This window comes from Saccharopolyspora sp. 7B (genome assembly GCF_020177435.1).
In the GTDB taxonomy this organism is placed as follows: domain Bacteria; phylum Actinomycetota; class Actinomycetes; order Mycobacteriales; family Pseudonocardiaceae; genus Saccharopolyspora_C; species Saccharopolyspora_C gregorii.
Genome location: NZ_JAIUKC010000088.1, coordinates 38,849 through 52,418, shown reverse-complemented (window position 1 = coordinate 52,418; position 13,570 = coordinate 38,849). Strand labels below are relative to the sequence as shown.

At 73.9% G+C, this 13,570-nt stretch carries 18 protein-coding genes and 1 pseudogene; 12 read left to right on the top strand and 7 right to left on the bottom strand.

Annotated features, from left to right (window positions below; genetic code table 11):
• Nucleotides 1-197: 197 nt before the first annotated feature.
• Nucleotides 198-1,040 (bottom strand): class I SAM-dependent methyltransferase, encoded by an 843-nt coding sequence (locus LCD33_RS15245; protein ID WP_224968480.1) that lies wholly within the window; start codon nucleotides 1,038-1,040, stop codon nucleotides 198-200.
• A 47-nt stretch (nucleotides 1,041-1,087) separates the two neighbouring features.
• Between LCD33_RS15245 and LCD33_RS15240 the strand changes: the two genes are divergently transcribed.
• Nucleotides 1,088-1,657 (top strand): helix-turn-helix domain-containing protein, encoded by a 570-nt coding sequence (locus LCD33_RS15240; protein WP_224962403.1) that lies wholly within the window; start codon nucleotides 1,088-1,090, stop codon nucleotides 1,655-1,657.
• A 70-nt stretch (nucleotides 1,658-1,727) separates the two neighbouring features.
• Here the strand turns inward: LCD33_RS15240 and LCD33_RS15235 are convergent, their stop codons facing one another.
• From LCD33_RS15235 to LCD33_RS15225, 3 genes are all read right to left on the bottom strand, one after another.
• Nucleotides 1,728-2,390 (bottom strand): excalibur calcium-binding domain-containing protein, encoded by a 663-nt coding sequence (locus tag LCD33_RS15235; protein WP_224977975.1) that lies wholly within the window; start codon nucleotides 2,388-2,390, stop codon nucleotides 1,728-1,730.
• Nucleotides 2,384-2,911, bottom strand: a complete 528-nt coding sequence (locus tag LCD33_RS15230; RefSeq protein WP_224977974.1) for a hypothetical protein — start codon at nucleotides 2,909-2,911, stop codon at nucleotides 2,384-2,386. Before LCD33_RS15230 ends, LCD33_RS15235 begins: the two co-directional genes overlap by 7 nt.
• Nucleotides 2,912-3,040: 129 nt before the next feature.
• The gene (locus tag LCD33_RS15225) at nucleotides 3,041-4,339 is read right to left on the bottom strand and encodes a hemolysin family protein (RefSeq protein ID WP_224977973.1); all 1,299 of its coding nucleotides are present in this window, start codon (nucleotides 4,337-4,339) and stop codon (nucleotides 3,041-3,043) included.
• Nucleotides 4,340-4,416: 77 nt separating this feature from the next.
• Here LCD33_RS15225 and LCD33_RS15220 point away from each other — a divergent pair, with 77 nt between their 5' ends.
• The 5 genes and pseudogenes from LCD33_RS15220 to LCD33_RS29625 all read left to right on the top strand — a co-directional run.
• Nucleotides 4,417-4,899 (top strand): RNA polymerase sigma factor, encoded by a 483-nt coding sequence (locus tag LCD33_RS15220; protein ID WP_224968482.1) that lies wholly within the window; start codon nucleotides 4,417-4,419, stop codon nucleotides 4,897-4,899.
• Complete coding sequence (locus LCD33_RS15215) at nucleotides 4,896-5,498, top strand: methylated-DNA--[protein]-cysteine S-methyltransferase (RefSeq protein ID WP_224962411.1); 603 nt, start codon at nucleotides 4,896-4,898, stop codon at nucleotides 5,496-5,498. The genes LCD33_RS15220 and LCD33_RS15215 overlap by 4 nt, the downstream gene beginning before the upstream one ends.
• Nucleotides 5,499-5,817: 319 nt before the next feature.
• A complete protein-coding gene (locus tag LCD33_RS15210) occupies nucleotides 5,818-6,510 on the top strand; it encodes an alpha-ketoglutarate-dependent dioxygenase AlkB (protein WP_224977972.1) in 693 nt (230 codons plus the stop codon).
• On the top strand, nucleotides 6,492-7,094 hold the full coding sequence (locus tag LCD33_RS15205) for a DNA-3-methyladenine glycosylase I (protein WP_308011281.1): 603 nt from the start codon (nucleotides 6,492-6,494) through the stop codon (nucleotides 7,092-7,094). Before LCD33_RS15210 ends, LCD33_RS15205 begins: the two co-directional genes overlap by 19 nt.
• Nucleotides 7,094-7,381 (top strand): annotated as a pseudogene (locus LCD33_RS29625) (AlkA N-terminal domain-containing protein); the annotation flags it as partial. The gene LCD33_RS15205 and the pseudogene LCD33_RS29625, both read left to right, overlap by 1 nt.
• On the opposite strand, the gene LCD33_RS28930 reads toward LCD33_RS29625, so the two are convergent.
• Nucleotides 7,264-7,587: a hypothetical protein gene (locus LCD33_RS28930; protein ID WP_255617511.1), complete on the bottom strand. Its 324-nt coding sequence runs from the start codon at nucleotides 7,585-7,587 to the stop codon at nucleotides 7,264-7,266. The pseudogene LCD33_RS29625 and the gene LCD33_RS28930 overlap by 118 nt on opposite strands.
• Nucleotides 7,588-7,866: 279 nt before the next feature.
• On the opposite strand from LCD33_RS28930, the gene LCD33_RS15195 reads away from it, so the two are divergent.
• From LCD33_RS15195 to LCD33_RS15175, 5 genes are all read left to right on the top strand, one after another.
• Nucleotides 7,867-8,154: a hypothetical protein gene (locus LCD33_RS15195; RefSeq protein WP_224968486.1), complete on the top strand. Its 288-nt coding sequence runs from the start codon at nucleotides 7,867-7,869 to the stop codon at nucleotides 8,152-8,154.
• 142 nt (nucleotides 8,155-8,296) lie between these two features.
• Complete coding sequence (locus LCD33_RS15190; RefSeq protein ID WP_224963272.1) at nucleotides 8,297-8,722, top strand: Fur family transcriptional regulator; 426 nt, start codon at nucleotides 8,297-8,299, stop codon at nucleotides 8,720-8,722.
• Between the two features lie 22 nt (nucleotides 8,723-8,744).
• Entirely contained in the window at nucleotides 8,745-10,208 is a 1,464-nt protein-coding gene (locus LCD33_RS15185; protein ID WP_224963270.1) for a catalase, read from the top strand.
• 77 nt (nucleotides 10,209-10,285) lie between these two features.
• A complete protein-coding gene (locus LCD33_RS15180) occupies nucleotides 10,286-10,672 on the top strand; it encodes an ankyrin repeat domain-containing protein (protein ID WP_224968488.1) in 387 nt (128 codons plus the stop codon).
• A 229-nt stretch (nucleotides 10,673-10,901) separates the two neighbouring features.
• Nucleotides 10,902-11,324 carry a pyridoxamine 5'-phosphate oxidase family protein gene (locus LCD33_RS15175; protein ID WP_224961834.1) on the top strand — a complete coding sequence of 141 codons (423 nt, stop codon included), beginning with the start codon at nucleotides 10,902-10,904 and terminating at the stop codon, nucleotides 11,322-11,324.
• 7 nt (nucleotides 11,325-11,331) lie between these two features.
• Here the strand turns inward: LCD33_RS15175 and LCD33_RS15170 are convergent, their stop codons facing one another.
• Complete coding sequence (locus LCD33_RS15170) at nucleotides 11,332-12,105, bottom strand: oxidoreductase (protein ID WP_224967510.1); 774 nt, start codon at nucleotides 12,103-12,105, stop codon at nucleotides 11,332-11,334.
• Between the two features lie 76 nt (nucleotides 12,106-12,181).
• Between LCD33_RS15170 and LCD33_RS15165 the strand changes: the two genes are divergently transcribed.
• Complete coding sequence (locus LCD33_RS15165) at nucleotides 12,182-12,754, top strand: TetR/AcrR family transcriptional regulator (RefSeq protein ID WP_224967508.1); 573 nt, start codon at nucleotides 12,182-12,184, stop codon at nucleotides 12,752-12,754.
• A gap of 9 nt (nucleotides 12,755-12,763) precedes the next feature.
• Here the strand turns inward: LCD33_RS15165 and cobF are convergent, their stop codons facing one another.
• On the bottom strand, nucleotides 12,764-13,540 hold the full coding sequence (gene cobF, locus LCD33_RS15160; protein ID WP_224967506.1) for a precorrin-6A synthase (deacetylating): 777 nt from the start codon (nucleotides 13,538-13,540) through the stop codon (nucleotides 12,764-12,766).
• Between the last annotated feature and the right edge of the window lie 30 nt (nucleotides 13,541-13,570).

Here is a 13,570-nt window from a genome sequence, read left to right as displayed (position 1 = left end):
CATCACCACCGCGCTGCCCGGCCGGACCCGGGTCGTGATCACCCACCGCGCGGGCCCCCCCCCCCCCCCCGCCCGCGGGGGGGGGCCCCCCCCCCCCCACGACACCGGCATCATGATCGACTCGGGCTGCCGTCGACACCGCCGCGCGGCCGAACCTCACCGGAACGGCGGACCCACCCCGTCCGCTCGGAGCCCGATCAGGGGCGGCGGGCGGCGAGGAAGGTTCGGGTGGCTCGGATGGTGAGGTCGTCGCGGCTGCGGAGAGCGCCGGGGCCGTCGGAGTCGAGGAGTTCGCCGAGGGCCGCGACGTCGGCCTCGTCGAGGGACGCGTCGAGGAACGGGCGCATCCGGCGCAGCGTCACCTCGGCGTAGCGCCGCGCGACGGCGGGCAGCGGGGCGGGCAGGTCGACGTCGACGGTGCGGTGCGCGACCGCGGTGAAACCGGCTCCGGCCACCGGTTCCGCCCAGTCGGCGCTGATGTGCGGCAGGTGCTCGGCACGCTTGCGGGCGAGCAGGTCGCGGCAGCGCTCCTCCAGGCCGGGCCGGCCGAAACCCAGGTCGTCGGGCAGGAACCGGGGGAACGAGTCGAGCTCCGCCACCGCAAGCACCCCGCCGGGCCGCAGCGCCGCGAACACCTCGCCGAGCACCCGCGCCGGATCGGCCAGGTGGTGCAGGGACGCGGACGCCCACACCAGGTCGACGGGCGCGTCCAGCGACGGGAATCCGGCGTCGAGGTCGGCGCGCTCGGTGCGCACCCGGTCGGCTTCGCCGCGGGCGGCGGCCTTGGTCGTCAGGTGCGCGAGCACGGAATCGTCGGTGTCCACGGCGAGCACGGTGGCCCGCGCGAACCGCTCCAGCAGGACGAAGGTGCCCGCCCCGGTGCCGCAGCCCAGGTCGAGGATCCGGTGCACCGGCGGGTCGACGAGTTCGGCGAGTTCCCCGGTCAGCTCCGCCAGGTGGTCGTGCATGACCTCGGCGTCGAGATCAAGCATCTCGAATTGAGCGGTGTCGTCGGTGTTCGGGTGTTCGTGGTGTGCCATGCCGCCAAGGTAGCCGCGGGTTGCGTCGATGGCATACTGTTTTGCTCATGACGCAAGACGGTGAGCTGGACGCCCTCGTCCGGCAACGGATCCGGAGCCTGCGGACCTCGCGGGGCCTGTCCCTCGACGAGCTGGCCGCGCGCTGCTACCTGAGCACCTCCACGCTCAGCCGCATCGAGACCGGGCACCGGCGGATCAGCCTGGACCAGCTGGCGCCGCTGGCCCGCGCGCTCGGCACCACCCTGGACCAGCTGGTCGAATCGGCCACCGACGAGGACGTGGTGATCCGCCCGGTGCGCGACGAGACCCGCGGCGCCACGTCCTGGCTGCTCAGCAAGGACTCCGGGCCGCACGGCATGACCGTCGCGAAAATGCGGCTCACCCGGCCCGCGCCGGCGCGGGACTCCGGGCGGCTGGCGGTGCACCCGGGCAAGGACTGGTTCACGGTGCTGTCCGGGACGGTGGAGCTGGTGCTCGGCGAACGCACCATCCTGATCGAGTCGGGGCAGGCCGCGCAGTTCAGCACCATGACCCCGCACGCGTTCGGCGCACGCGGCGGACCGGCGGAGATCCTCACCATCCTCGACCACGACGGCCAGCGCACCCACCTGACCTGACGGTGCGGGTTCCCGCCGCGCGACTGCGGCCCGGCGAGGCCTGCGGGGGCGGGCCGAGCTCCGACGGCGATCAGGTCTCGCAGGCGACCCCGTCGCCGTCCCGGTCGAGCGCCGAGCGGTATCCCAGCTGACCGCGGTAGAGGGGAGCCGCGCCCGCGTCCTTCGCCGCCGTGCAGTTCGGGTAGTAGGCGGCACCGCCGCCGTCCCCGCCGTCCTCGTCGTCCTCGTCGTCCGACGCGTAGGTCGGGTCCGGCGCGGGCTGCGGGTTCGGCCGGGGCTTCGGCTCCGGGTTCGGCTCGGGGTTCGGCCGCGGATCGGGTTCCGCCGTGGAGCTCTCCCGGGCCGCGCCGCACACCGCCCAGGCCCCGGCGCCCGCCGGCTCGGCGCGCCCGCCCGCCGCGGAGATCTCCGCCCAGCGCAGCGAATTCGGCGGCATCTGCTCGGCGACGGCGAAACCACCGCCGACCAGGTCGGCGTTGACGAACTCCCCGCGGTCGTTCCAGAGGTAGCGCAGGTCCCACCCCTGCTCGTCCTGCGGCTGCACGTCCGGGAGCACCCAGACCACCGATCCGACGGGGGCGAGCCGGTTCAGCTCGGCGGTGGCCTCCTCCCGGAAGCAGTCCGCGACGGGGCGGACGTGCAGCAGCCGGACGCCGCGCGGGACGGAACCGGGCATCGCCCCGTCCTCGACGGCGGTGAGCCGGAGCCGAGTGCCGGCCTCGACGCTCAGCACGACCGCGCGCTGCACCCCCGCCGGAACACCGGCCGGGAGCGCCGGAGCGGGAGGCGCGGCCGGGGTGCTCGGCGCCGGCGCGGTCGAGGCGCGGCCGGGGTGCTCGGCGCCGGCGCGGTCGCCGAAGGCTGCGCCGCCTGATCGGCCACCACCCGCGTGGTCGACCCGGTGGGCGGCAGCAACGCGAACGCCACGCCGAACAGGACCGCTCCCGGCGCCAGCCGAGCCGCGAACCCGCGGGTGATCGTCCGGTCCCACCCGCGCGGATGCCGGACCGCGAACACGCCGGACCAGACGATCAGCCCGATCCCGGTCAGCAGCAGGAATCCCGCGAAGGCGTCCGGTTCGGCCGGATCCAGCAGCAGCGCCAGGAACATCGCCGCATAACCGCTGCCGAACCGGAGCCAGAAACCCTTGCGCACCACCGGATCCCACCGGCCTCGACGGCGGACCCCCAGCACGATCGCCCAGATCATGGCCCCCAGGCCGATGATCCCCAGCAACGCGACCAATGCTTCCACGACGAGAACTCCCCCACGGACGACAGCGGTGGACCTCGCGCACCCTCCGCGACGAGATCGGCACGTACGGTATCGAACAGGACACGGTGCGTGTTCAGCGCATCGGCGTTCTCCGCGCCGCTCCCGGTCTCACCGGTCGTCGTCGGGGGCCGCTCCGGTGATGCGGACGCGGGAGATGCGGCGGCCCTCCACCGCGCGGACCGTGAACTCGTGGCCGAGGGCGGTGACCGAATCGCCCTCGCGCGGCATCCGGCCGAGGCGGGCGAGGACGAACCCGGCGAGGGTGTCGTACGGGCCCTCCGGCAGCGCGATCCCGGAGCGGTCGGCCACTTCGCTGCGGTGCAGCAGGCCGTCGAGCTCCAGCACGCCCTCGGCGGGTGGCGCGGCCGGGCGTTCGCGCAGGTCGTACTCGTCCCAGATCTCGCCGACGATCTCCTCCACCAGGTCTTCGAGGCTGACGATGCCCGCGGTGCCGCCGTACTCGTCGGCGACCACGGCGAGGTGTCCGCCGCCGCGACCGCGCATCGCCGTCAACGCGGCCAGCGCGGGCTTCGTGCCCGGCAGCGTCGTGATCGGCCGCGCCAGCGAACCGACCGTGCGAGCCCGGCTCCCGCGGCTCGCCTCGTACAGGTCGCGCACGTGCACGAAACCGACCACGTCGTCGGCGGAACCGTCCCGCAGCACCGGATAGCGCGAGTGCGGTTTCCCCAGCACCTCGTCGACCGCGTCGGCGGCGCCGGTGTCCGCGTCGAGGAAGTCGACCTCGGTGCGCGGCACCATCACTTCGCTCAGCACCCGGTCGCCGACCTCGAAGGCGTCGGTGATGAGGCGGCGCTCCTCGGTGGTGAACTGGTCGCTGGTGCGGACCATGTCGCGCAGCTCCTCCTCGCCGACCTGCTGCTCGTCGGCGCGCGGGCTCACCCCCAGCAGCCGCACCACCCCGTTCGTCGACACCGACAGCAGCCAGATCACCGGCCGGAACGCGGTCGCCACCGCGTCCAGCACTCCCGCCGTCGCCAGCGACACCACCTCCGGCTTCTGCAGCGCGAGGCGCTTCGGCGCCAGCTCGCCGAACACCAGCGACAGGTACGACACGAACGCGGTCACCAGCACCAGCGCCACCGTCGTCGGCACCTCCTCCGCCCGGCCCCACCCGACCAGCGGCGGCTCCAGCCGCACCGCGAGCGTCGCCCCGCCGTAGCTGGAGGCGAAGAAGCCGGTGAACGTGACGCCGACCTGCACCGCCGAGAGCATCCGGTTCGGATCGGACTTCAACCGGGCCACGCCCGCCCCGCGCCTGCCCAGGTCCTCCAGCCGGTGCACCTGGCTCTGCCGCAACGACACCAGCGCGATCTCCGCCGCCGCGAAGAAACCCCCGAGCAGGACGAACAGCGAGATCAACGCCAGGTTGCCGAAGACGTCCCCCATCCGGCGATGGTGCCGAGAGGCGGGCAAGAACACCACGCGCCTCACGTTCCGGCGCCGCCCGGCGTCTACTGGACGTGATGAGACCGTTCGAGCAGATCGTCGCCGAGCACGGGGCGGTGGTGCTGCGGGTGTGCCGGGCCGTCCTCGGGCCGGTCGACGCCGAGGACGCCTGGTCCGAGACGTTCCTCGCCGCGCTGCGCGCCTACCCCGAGCTGGACGAGCACGCGAACGTGCAGGCGTGGCTGGTGACCATCGCGCACCGCAAGGCCATCGACGCCACTCGCGCCCGCGCCCGCCGCCCGAACCCGGTCGAGCAGCTCCCGGAACGGCCCGCGCACCGCGGGCGCCCCGAGGACTGGGACGGCGACCTGTGGGAGGCGTTGGCCGCGCTGCCCGCCAAGCAGCGCACCGCCGTCGCCTACCACCACCTCGCCGGGTTGCCCTACGCGGAGATCGCGGCCATCACCGGCGGCAGCACCGACGCGGCCCGCCGCGCCGCCGCCGACGGGATCCGGGCGCTGCGCCGCAGCTACCCGGCTTCGGGAGGAGGAACACGATGACATCCGACGGGTTGTTCGACGCGCTGCCCGAGACCGACGCGGGCACCCTCGCCCGGCTGCACGACCGCGTGGTCGTCGCCGCCGCCGCGGACGGGCTGCTCGACGTCGCCTACCGGACCGTGCCCAGCCCGGTCGGGGAACTGCTGCTCGCGGCCACCGAGGACGGGCTGGTGCGCGTCGCGTTCGGGGCCTCCGAGCAGGTGCTGGCGTCGCTGGCCGAGCGGATCAGCCCGCGGGTGCTGCACGCGCCCGGCAGGCTCGACGGGGTCGCGCGGCAGCTCGACGAGTACTTCGCGGGGCACCGCACCTCCTTCGAGCTGGCGTTGGACCGGCGGCTGTCCCGCGGGTTCCGGCGCACCGTGCTGGCCCGGCTCGCCGAGGTCGGCTACGGGCGCACCGCCAGCTACGCGCAGCTCGCCGCCGCCGCGGGCAGTCCGCGGGCGGTGCGGGCGGTCGGGACGGCGTGCGCGACGAACCCGCTGCCGATCGTGGTGCCGTGCCACCGGGTGGTGCGTTCCGACGGCAGCGCCGGCGGGTACGTGGGCGGGGCGGAGGCGAAGCGGACCCTCCTGACCCTAGAAACCACCGGTTCGGAGTGAACGGACCGTTCGTCCCATCTAGTTGGGCAAACGGGCCGTTCACCCCGACCGGACGTTCGCACACGACCGAACCCGAGTTGAGGGGGGGGGGGACAGATAAGCGAAATAATGATTGGAAAGAAGGAAATAAAACACCACCACCACCCCGGCGCCGCGCCCCCCCCCGCCCCGGCGGCCCCCCCCCCCCCCCCCCCCCCGCCGGCGCCCGCCCCGCCCACCCCCTACACTACCAGCGGGTGGCGGGCGGCCCCCACTCCCCCAGCACGACGCGGCGAGGCGGGGTGCCGGTCGGCTTCCGCCGAGGAGGAGGATCGGAGCGATGGGTGCACCGCTGTTCTCGCTGCCGCCCCGGGTCGTCGCACCGGGCGCGGTGCACGTGCCGGGCTGGTTGGACCTGGACCGGCAGCGGGAGCTGGTGGCGGCGTGCCGGGAGTGGGCGCGCGGCCCGGTGCCGATGCGGGCGGCGCGGCTGCCGAGCGGGCACCGGATGTCGGTGCGCACGGTGTGCCTGGGCTGGCACTGGTACCCGTACGCCTACAGCCGCACCGCCGACGACGCGGGCGGCGCGCGGGTGGCGCCGTTCCCGGACCGGCTGGGCGAGCTGGGCCGGGCGGCGCTGGCCGCGGCGTACGGTCCGGCGGAGGCCGCGGACTACCACCCGGACGCGGCGCTCATCAACTTCTACGACGAGCACGCCAGGATGGGCATGCACCGGGATGAGGACGAGCTGTCCCGGGCACCGGTGGTGTCGTTGAGCATCGGCGACACCTGCGTGTTCCGGTTCGGCAAGCCGGAGTCCCGCGGCCACCCGCACACCGATGTGCAGCTGTGCTCGGGGGACCTGTTCGTGTTCGGCGGCCCGTCGCGGCTGGCGTACCACGGTGTGCCGGCGGTGCGCCCGGGCACGGCGGACCCGGCGTGCGGGCTGCGCTCGGGCCGCCTCAACATCACCCTGCGGGTCACTGGACTGGCCCCGGAACGCGGAGGAGAAGCGTGCACGAGCAGGACCTGATCGTCGGGGAGGACGGGCTGGCCCGTCCGCCGTGGGCGGCCGCCGATCCGCTGCTGCGGGAGTACTACGACACCGAGTGGGGATTGCCGGTGCGGGGCGAGCAGCCGCTGTTCGAGCGGATCTCGCTGGAGGGCTTCCAGGCCGGGTTGTCGTGGGCGACGATCTTGCGCAAGCGCCCGGCCTTCCGGAAGGCGTTCGACGACTTCGACCCGGACCGGGTGGCGGCCTATGCGGAGGAGGACGTGGCACGGCTGCTGGCGGACGCGGGGATCGTGCGCAACCAGGCGAAGGTGCGGGCGACGATCGGGAACGCGCGGGCGACGGTGGCGTTGCGCGAGCAGGGCGGCCTGGACGCGCTCGTGTGGTCGTTCCGCCCGGAGCGGACGCCGCGCCCGCGCTCGATGAGCGAGGTTCCCACGACGTCCCCGGAGTCGGTGGCGCTGTCGAAGGCGTTGCGCGGCAAGGGTTTCCGCTTCGTGGGCCCGACGACGACGTTCGCGTTGATGGAGGCGGTGGGCATGGTGGACACGCACCTGCTGGGCAGCCACCGCCGGGGTTCGTCCGGGTTGTGGCCGGAGCGGTGATGCTGCGGATCCCGGTCCGGGTCCCGTTCGCGGTGGATGCGGCGGTGGCGGCGCTGGCGGCGCATGCGCTGCCGGGCGCGGAGCGGGTGGACCGGGCGCGGCGGTGCGTGCGGCGGCTGCTGCCGCTGGCGGGCGGTCCCGCCGAGGTGTCGGTGCGGCTGGCGGCGGATCACGTGGCCGTGTCCGGGGAGGCCGGTGGCGCCGAAGAGGAGGTGGCGGCGCTGGTGCGGCACTGGCTGGGGTTGGACGCGGACGTGGCGCGGATCGACGCGGTGCTGGCGGCGGACCCGCTGCTGGAGCCGTTGGTGGCGGCCCGGCCGGGGCTGCGGGTCGTGGGCTGGGCGGACGGGTTCGAGGGCGCGGTGTCGACGGTGCTGGGCCAGCAGGTGAGCGTGGCGGCGGGCCGCACGTTCGCGGCCCGATTGCTGGCGGAGTACGGCCAGCCGCAGCCGGGCGGGCTGGTCGCGTTCCCCGCGCCGAAGGTGCTGGCCACGGCGCCGCTGGAGGAGTTGCGGACCGCGGTGGGCGTGCCGCGCCCCCCCCCCCCCCCGGGGGGGGGGCGGCGGGCCCCCCCCCCCCGGCGGGGCCCCCCCGGGGGGGCCCCCCCCCCCCCCCCCCCCCCCCCCCCCCCCCCCCCGTNNCGGTGGTGCGGGATCGTCGCGGCTCGGGCTGGGCCCTCCGGGCGGAGTCCGCGGCGGGGCCGGGGGGGGGGGGGGGGGGGGGGGGGGCGGCGCGGCGGGGGGGGGGGGGGGGGGGGCCCCGCGCCCGCACGGTGCGGGCGCTGGCGGCGGCGGTCGCGGACGGGTTGCCGCTGCGCCCGGGTGCGGAGGTGCGCGGGGAGCTGCTGGCGCTGCCGGGGGTGGGGCCGTGGACGGTGGAACACCTGGCGTTGCGCGCGTTCGGCGACGGGGACGCGTTCCCGTCGGGCGATCTGGTGCTGCGGCGGGCGTTGGGCGCGGAGTCCGCGGCGGCCGCGGCGGAGCGGGCGCGGGGGTGGTCGCCGCACCGGGCGCACGCGGTGTTCCACCTGTGGACCGCGACCGCGTACGGGGTGCGGTGAACTTCGGACCCCGGTCGGGCGAACGCGCGGGGCCGGTATTTGCGCGAGGGCCTTTCCCACCTGCGAAGACGTGATCTTCGGGGCGCCACGCCGCACCACAGCTAAACTTGACTAATTCCAGAAAAGCTGGTTGTCTCGGGTCATGCCGGTCATCGACGCCACCGCACTCCTGCGCGACGCCGCGCTGCGCGTCACGCGCCCGCGGGTGGCGGTGCTGTCGATGGTCGCGAACCACCCCCACTCGGACACCGATGCCATCGCGACCGCGGTCCGCCGCGAGCTCGGCTCGGTGTCCACCCAAGCGGTCTACGACGTGCTGCGCGCGTTGACCGAGGCTGGTCTGGTGCGGCGCATCGAACCGGCGGGCTCCCCCGCCCGGTTCGAGACCCGCGTGGGGGACGACCACCACCACCTGGTGTGCCGCGGCTGCGGCGGCATCACCGACGTGCGCGGCGCGGTCGGCGCGGCGCCCTGCCTCGACGTCCGCGACTCGCGGGGATTCACCCTGGAGCGGACCGAGGTGACCTACTGGGGCACCTGCCCGGCCTGCCGCGCGCGAACCGAATGAATCCCGAACACAGGAGCCGATCTTGCCGGAGAACAACCAGAAGCCGTTGACGACCGCCGCGGGCGCGCCGGTTCCGGACAACCAGAACTCCATGACCGCCGGTGCCCGCGGCCCGATGCTGCTGCAGGACGTGTGGTTCCTGGAGAAGCTGGCCCACTTCGACCGCGAGGTCATCCCCGAACGCCGCATGCACGCCAAGGGCTCCGGCGCGTTCGGCACGTTCACCGTCACGAACGACATCACCCAGTACACCTCGGCGAGCATCTTCTCCGAGGTCGGCAAGAAGACGGAGATGTTCGCCCGGTTCTCCACCGTGGCCGGTGAGCGCGGTGCCGCCGACGCCGAGCGCGACATCCGCGGCTTCGCGCTGAAGTTCTACACCGACCAGGGCAACTGGGACCTCGTCGGCAACAACACCCCGGTGTTCTTCTTCCGCGACCCGCTGAAGTTCCCCGACCTGAACCACGCGGTGAAGCGCGACCCGCGCACCAACATGCGCAACGCCGAGAACAACTGGGACTTCTGGACCAACCTGCCCGAGGCGCTGCACCAGGTCACGATCGTCATGTCGGACCGCGGCATTCCCGCGTCGTACCGCCACATGCACGGCTTCGGCTCGCACACCTACAGCTTCATCAACGCCGAGGGCGAGCGGTTCTGGGTGAAGTTCCACCACCGCACCCAGCAGGGCATCAAGAACCTCACCGACGCCGAGGCCGAGGCCCTCGTCGGCAAGGACCGCGAGTCGCACCAGCGCGACCTGTTCGACTCGATCGAGAACGGCGACTTCCCGAAGTGGAAGCTGTACGTGCAGGTCATGCCGGAGGCGGACGCGGACGGCTACCGGTTCCACCCGTTCGACCTGACCAAGGTGTGGTCCAAGAAGGACTACCCGCTGATCGAGGTCGGCGAGTGGGAGCTCAACCGCAACCCGGAGAACTACCACGCCGACGTGGAGCAGGCCGCGTTCACGCCCGCGAACGTGGTGCCCGGCATCAGCTACTCGCCGGACAAGATGCTGCAGGGCCGGCTGTTCTCCTACGGTGACGCGCAGCGCTACCGCCTCGGCGTCAACCACCACCAGATCCCGGTCAACGCGCCGCGGATCCCGGTGAACTCGTACCACCGCGACGGTGCGATGCGCGTCGACGGCAACCAGGGCGCCACCCCCGGCATCGAGCCGAACTCGTACGGCCGCTGGCAAGAGCAGCCCGCCTACCGCGAGCCGCAGCAGGCCGTGGGGGCCGTCGCCGACCGGTTCAACTACCGCGAGGACGACGACAACTACTTCGAGCAGCCCGGGAATCTGTTCCGGAACATGACCGCGGAGCAGCAGCAGGTCCTGTTCGAGAACACCGCCCGCGCGATCGACGGTGCCTCGCAGGCCACCATCGAGCGGCACATCCACAACTGCACGCAGGCCGACCCCGCCTACGGCGAGGGCGTCCGCAAGGCGGTGGAGGCCCTGGCGGCCGGCAACCTCTGAGTGAGACCGAATTCCCCGGCGTGGCGCGCGATTCCGCGTGCCCCCCCGGGGTTTCTCTTCCGTTGGGGAGGATTTCCATGGGCGAGGGTGAGCTCACCCCGGAGCAGGCCGAGCGGGTCGTGGCGATCGCGATGGACCTGGCCCGGGAGGGCGACACCGCGCAGCTGCTGGAGTTCGTCGAGCACGGGCTGCCGGTGGACGTGACCGACGCGGACGCGAACACGCTGCTGATGCTCGCCGCCTACCACGGGCACGCCGCCACGGTCCGCGCGCTGCTGGACCGCGGCGCGGACCCGGACCGGCGCAACGCGCGGGACCAGTCGCCGATCGCGGGCGCGCTGTTCAAGGGCGCCGACGAGGTGGTGGCGGTGCTGCGCGAGGCGGGCGCCGACCTGGACGCGGGCACCCCGACGGCACGCGACGCCGCCACCCTCTTCGGCAGGCGACACCTCATAGCCGACTGACGAAAGAGCTCTTCCCCGCTCAGCGGCGAAGCCGCTGAGCGGCGACCCCCGAGCAACCGGCACCGCCGCGGGTTCTCAGCGCACTCCTCGCGAGGACAGCGTTTTCTCCTGTGGCGGAGCCACCGGTGAAAACGATCCCGCAGCGAGGAGTGCGCTGAGGTTCCGCCACCCCACCTCCCGAGCAGCAGGAGTCGAGCGCCTGTCAGGGGTCGCGGCTAGCGTCGGTCGCATGGCTCTTTCCCAGCAGGACCGCGAACGATTCCTGGCCGAACCGCACACCGGTTCCCTGGCGGTGGCCGAGGGTTCCGGCCGAGCGCCCCTGGTGGTGCCGATCTGGTACCACTACGAGCCCGGCGGCGAGCTGTGGATCAACACGGGCGCGGACACCCGGAAGACCCGCGCGATCCGGGCCGCGGGCCGGTTCAGCATGCTGGCGCAGCGCACCGAGCCGACGGTCCGCTACGTCTCGGTGGAGGGCCCGGTGCTCTCGATCGAGCCGGGTTCGGCCGAGAGCTCCCGGGTAATGGCGGCCCGCTACCTGCCCGCGTCGCGGGTGGACGAGTTCGTCGAGTTCGAGCGGACGCGGCTCGGGGAGCACGTGGTGATCCGGATGCGCCCGGAGCGCTGGCTGTCCGCGGACCTGGGCGGCTGATCCGAGCTCACACGGCGGGGATGATGCCGCCGTCCACCCGGTATTCGGCGCCGGTGAGCCACTTCGCGCGGTCGGAGGCGAGGAAGGCGATCAGCTCGGCCGCGTCCTCCGGGTCGCCGGGGCGGCCCATCGGCGTGTTCAGCCGGGCCGCGATGCGCCGCTGCATCTCGTGGAGCTCGACGCCCTGCTCGTCGGCCATCTCCTGGTGGTGCGCGACGGCGCCTTCGGTGGCGACGAAGCCGGGCAGCACGCGCAGCACGCGGACCCCGCTCGTGCCGACCTCTTCGGCGAGGCCGCGGCTGTAGGCGTTGAGCGCGGCCTTCGCCGCCGCGTACGACAGGTCGCCGGGCTGCGGCAACCTGCTCGCGATCGACGAGACGTGCAGGACGACGCCGGAGCCGCGTTCGACCATGCCGGGCACCAGGGCGCGGTCCAGCCGGACGGCGCTGAGCAGGTTGATGTCGAGGTCGAACTGCCACGACTCGTCGGTGCGTTCCAGCGCGGCGGCCCAGCCGCTGGTGGCGCCCGCGTTGGAGACGAGCACGTCCACTCCGCCGACCGTGTCGAGGACTCGCCGGCCGAGGTCGGCGACGCCGTCGGCGGTGGCGAGGTCGGCCGGGAGGAACGTGCCGGGCACGTCGTCCGGGGGCGCGCTGCGCGAGGCGGTGAGGACGTGGGCGCGCGCGGCGGCGAAGCGGCGGGCGGTGGCGACGCCGAGTCCGCGGCTGGCGCCGGTGATGAGCACGCGCCGTCCGGCGAGTCCTTCGTCGGCGATCGTCATGGGAAGCACCTCCAGTAAAGTGAGCCAGGCTCACCATACAACCGGAGTCGGACTCACTTTATTCGGAGGTCGTCCGTTGCCCACCTCACGCCCGCTGCGCGCCGACGCCCGCCGCAACCGGGAAGCCCTGCTCACGACCGCGCGGGAAGCGTTCCTGGCCGGCGAGGACATCGGAGTGGACGAGATCGCCCGCCGGGCCGGCGTCGCCGTCGGCACCCTGTACCGCCACTTCGACACCCGCGAGGAGCTGATCGCCGAGATCTACCGGCAGGCCCTCGACGAGCTGTGCGCCGAACCGGACGCGCTGCTCGAACGGCACGCGCCGGACCGGGCGCTGCGGGAGTTCCTGGACCTGCTCGTCGAGCACGCCGCCACCAGCAAGGGCATGTCGGTCGCGCTGGAGAGCGTGCTGGCGACCGATTCGGCGGTGTTCGCCGGATCGCGGCAGCGGATGGCCGGCTGCCTCGACGCGCTGCTGCGGGCCGGTGCGGCGGCCGGGACGATCCGCGGCGACGTCGACGGGTGGACGGTGCTGCGGGCGCTCGGCTGCGTCTGCGGGATGCGCGCCACCGACGGCTGGCGGGACGACGCGGCGCGGATCGTCGCACTCCTCTTCGACGGCCTCCGCCACGTCGGGACGGCGGAGTGACCGGGGGGTTCAGGAAGGCGGGCGCAGCAGGCAGCTGTCCATGATCCAGCCGTGCCGGTCGCGGGCCTCGGCGCGCAGCTCGGCGATGCGGTCGGCGACCTCGTCGAGCGGACCGGCGACCGAGAGCTCGTCGGGCGTGCCCACGTAGGCGCCCCAGTGGATCCACCAGCCTCCGCCGCGCCGCGCCGCGATCGCCGCAGGCACGTCCAGCATCACCAGGGTGTCCTCGGACAGGTCCGGCCGGTCCACGCCGGGACGGCCGGTGGTGATGCGGACGGGCCTGCCCACCCGGGTCCAGGTGGTGCCGTGGTGCGCGGCGAGCGCGGAAACGCTGCTGATGCCGGGGACCACCTCGCAGGTGAGGTCGACGGCGGCGCGGATCTCCGCGACGACGTCCAGGGTGCTGTCGTAGAGCGCCGGATCGCCCCACACCAGGAACGCACCGGTCTCCCCCGGCGCGAGTTCCTCGTGCACGACCCGCGCCCACTGCTCGGCGCGGCGCCGCCGCCAGTCGTCGACCTGCGCGCGGTACTCGTCGGTGCCCGCGGTGGTGCGGTCGCGCGGCGGGTCGGGAATCGCGACGGTCCGGGCGGAGTCCGCGGCGTGCTCGCGGAGGATCCCGGCGCGCACCCGCAGCAGCCGCTCGGTGCGCTTTCCCTTGTCCGGCAGGAAGAACACGTCGGTGCGGCCGATGGCGTCCACCGCTTCGAGGGTGAGGTGCCGCGGGTCGCCCGCGCCGATGCCGATGGCGATGAGGTGCCGGGCACCCGCCGACGTTCCGCTCACGACGACCTCCTCGTTGTTCCGCTCCGAGTC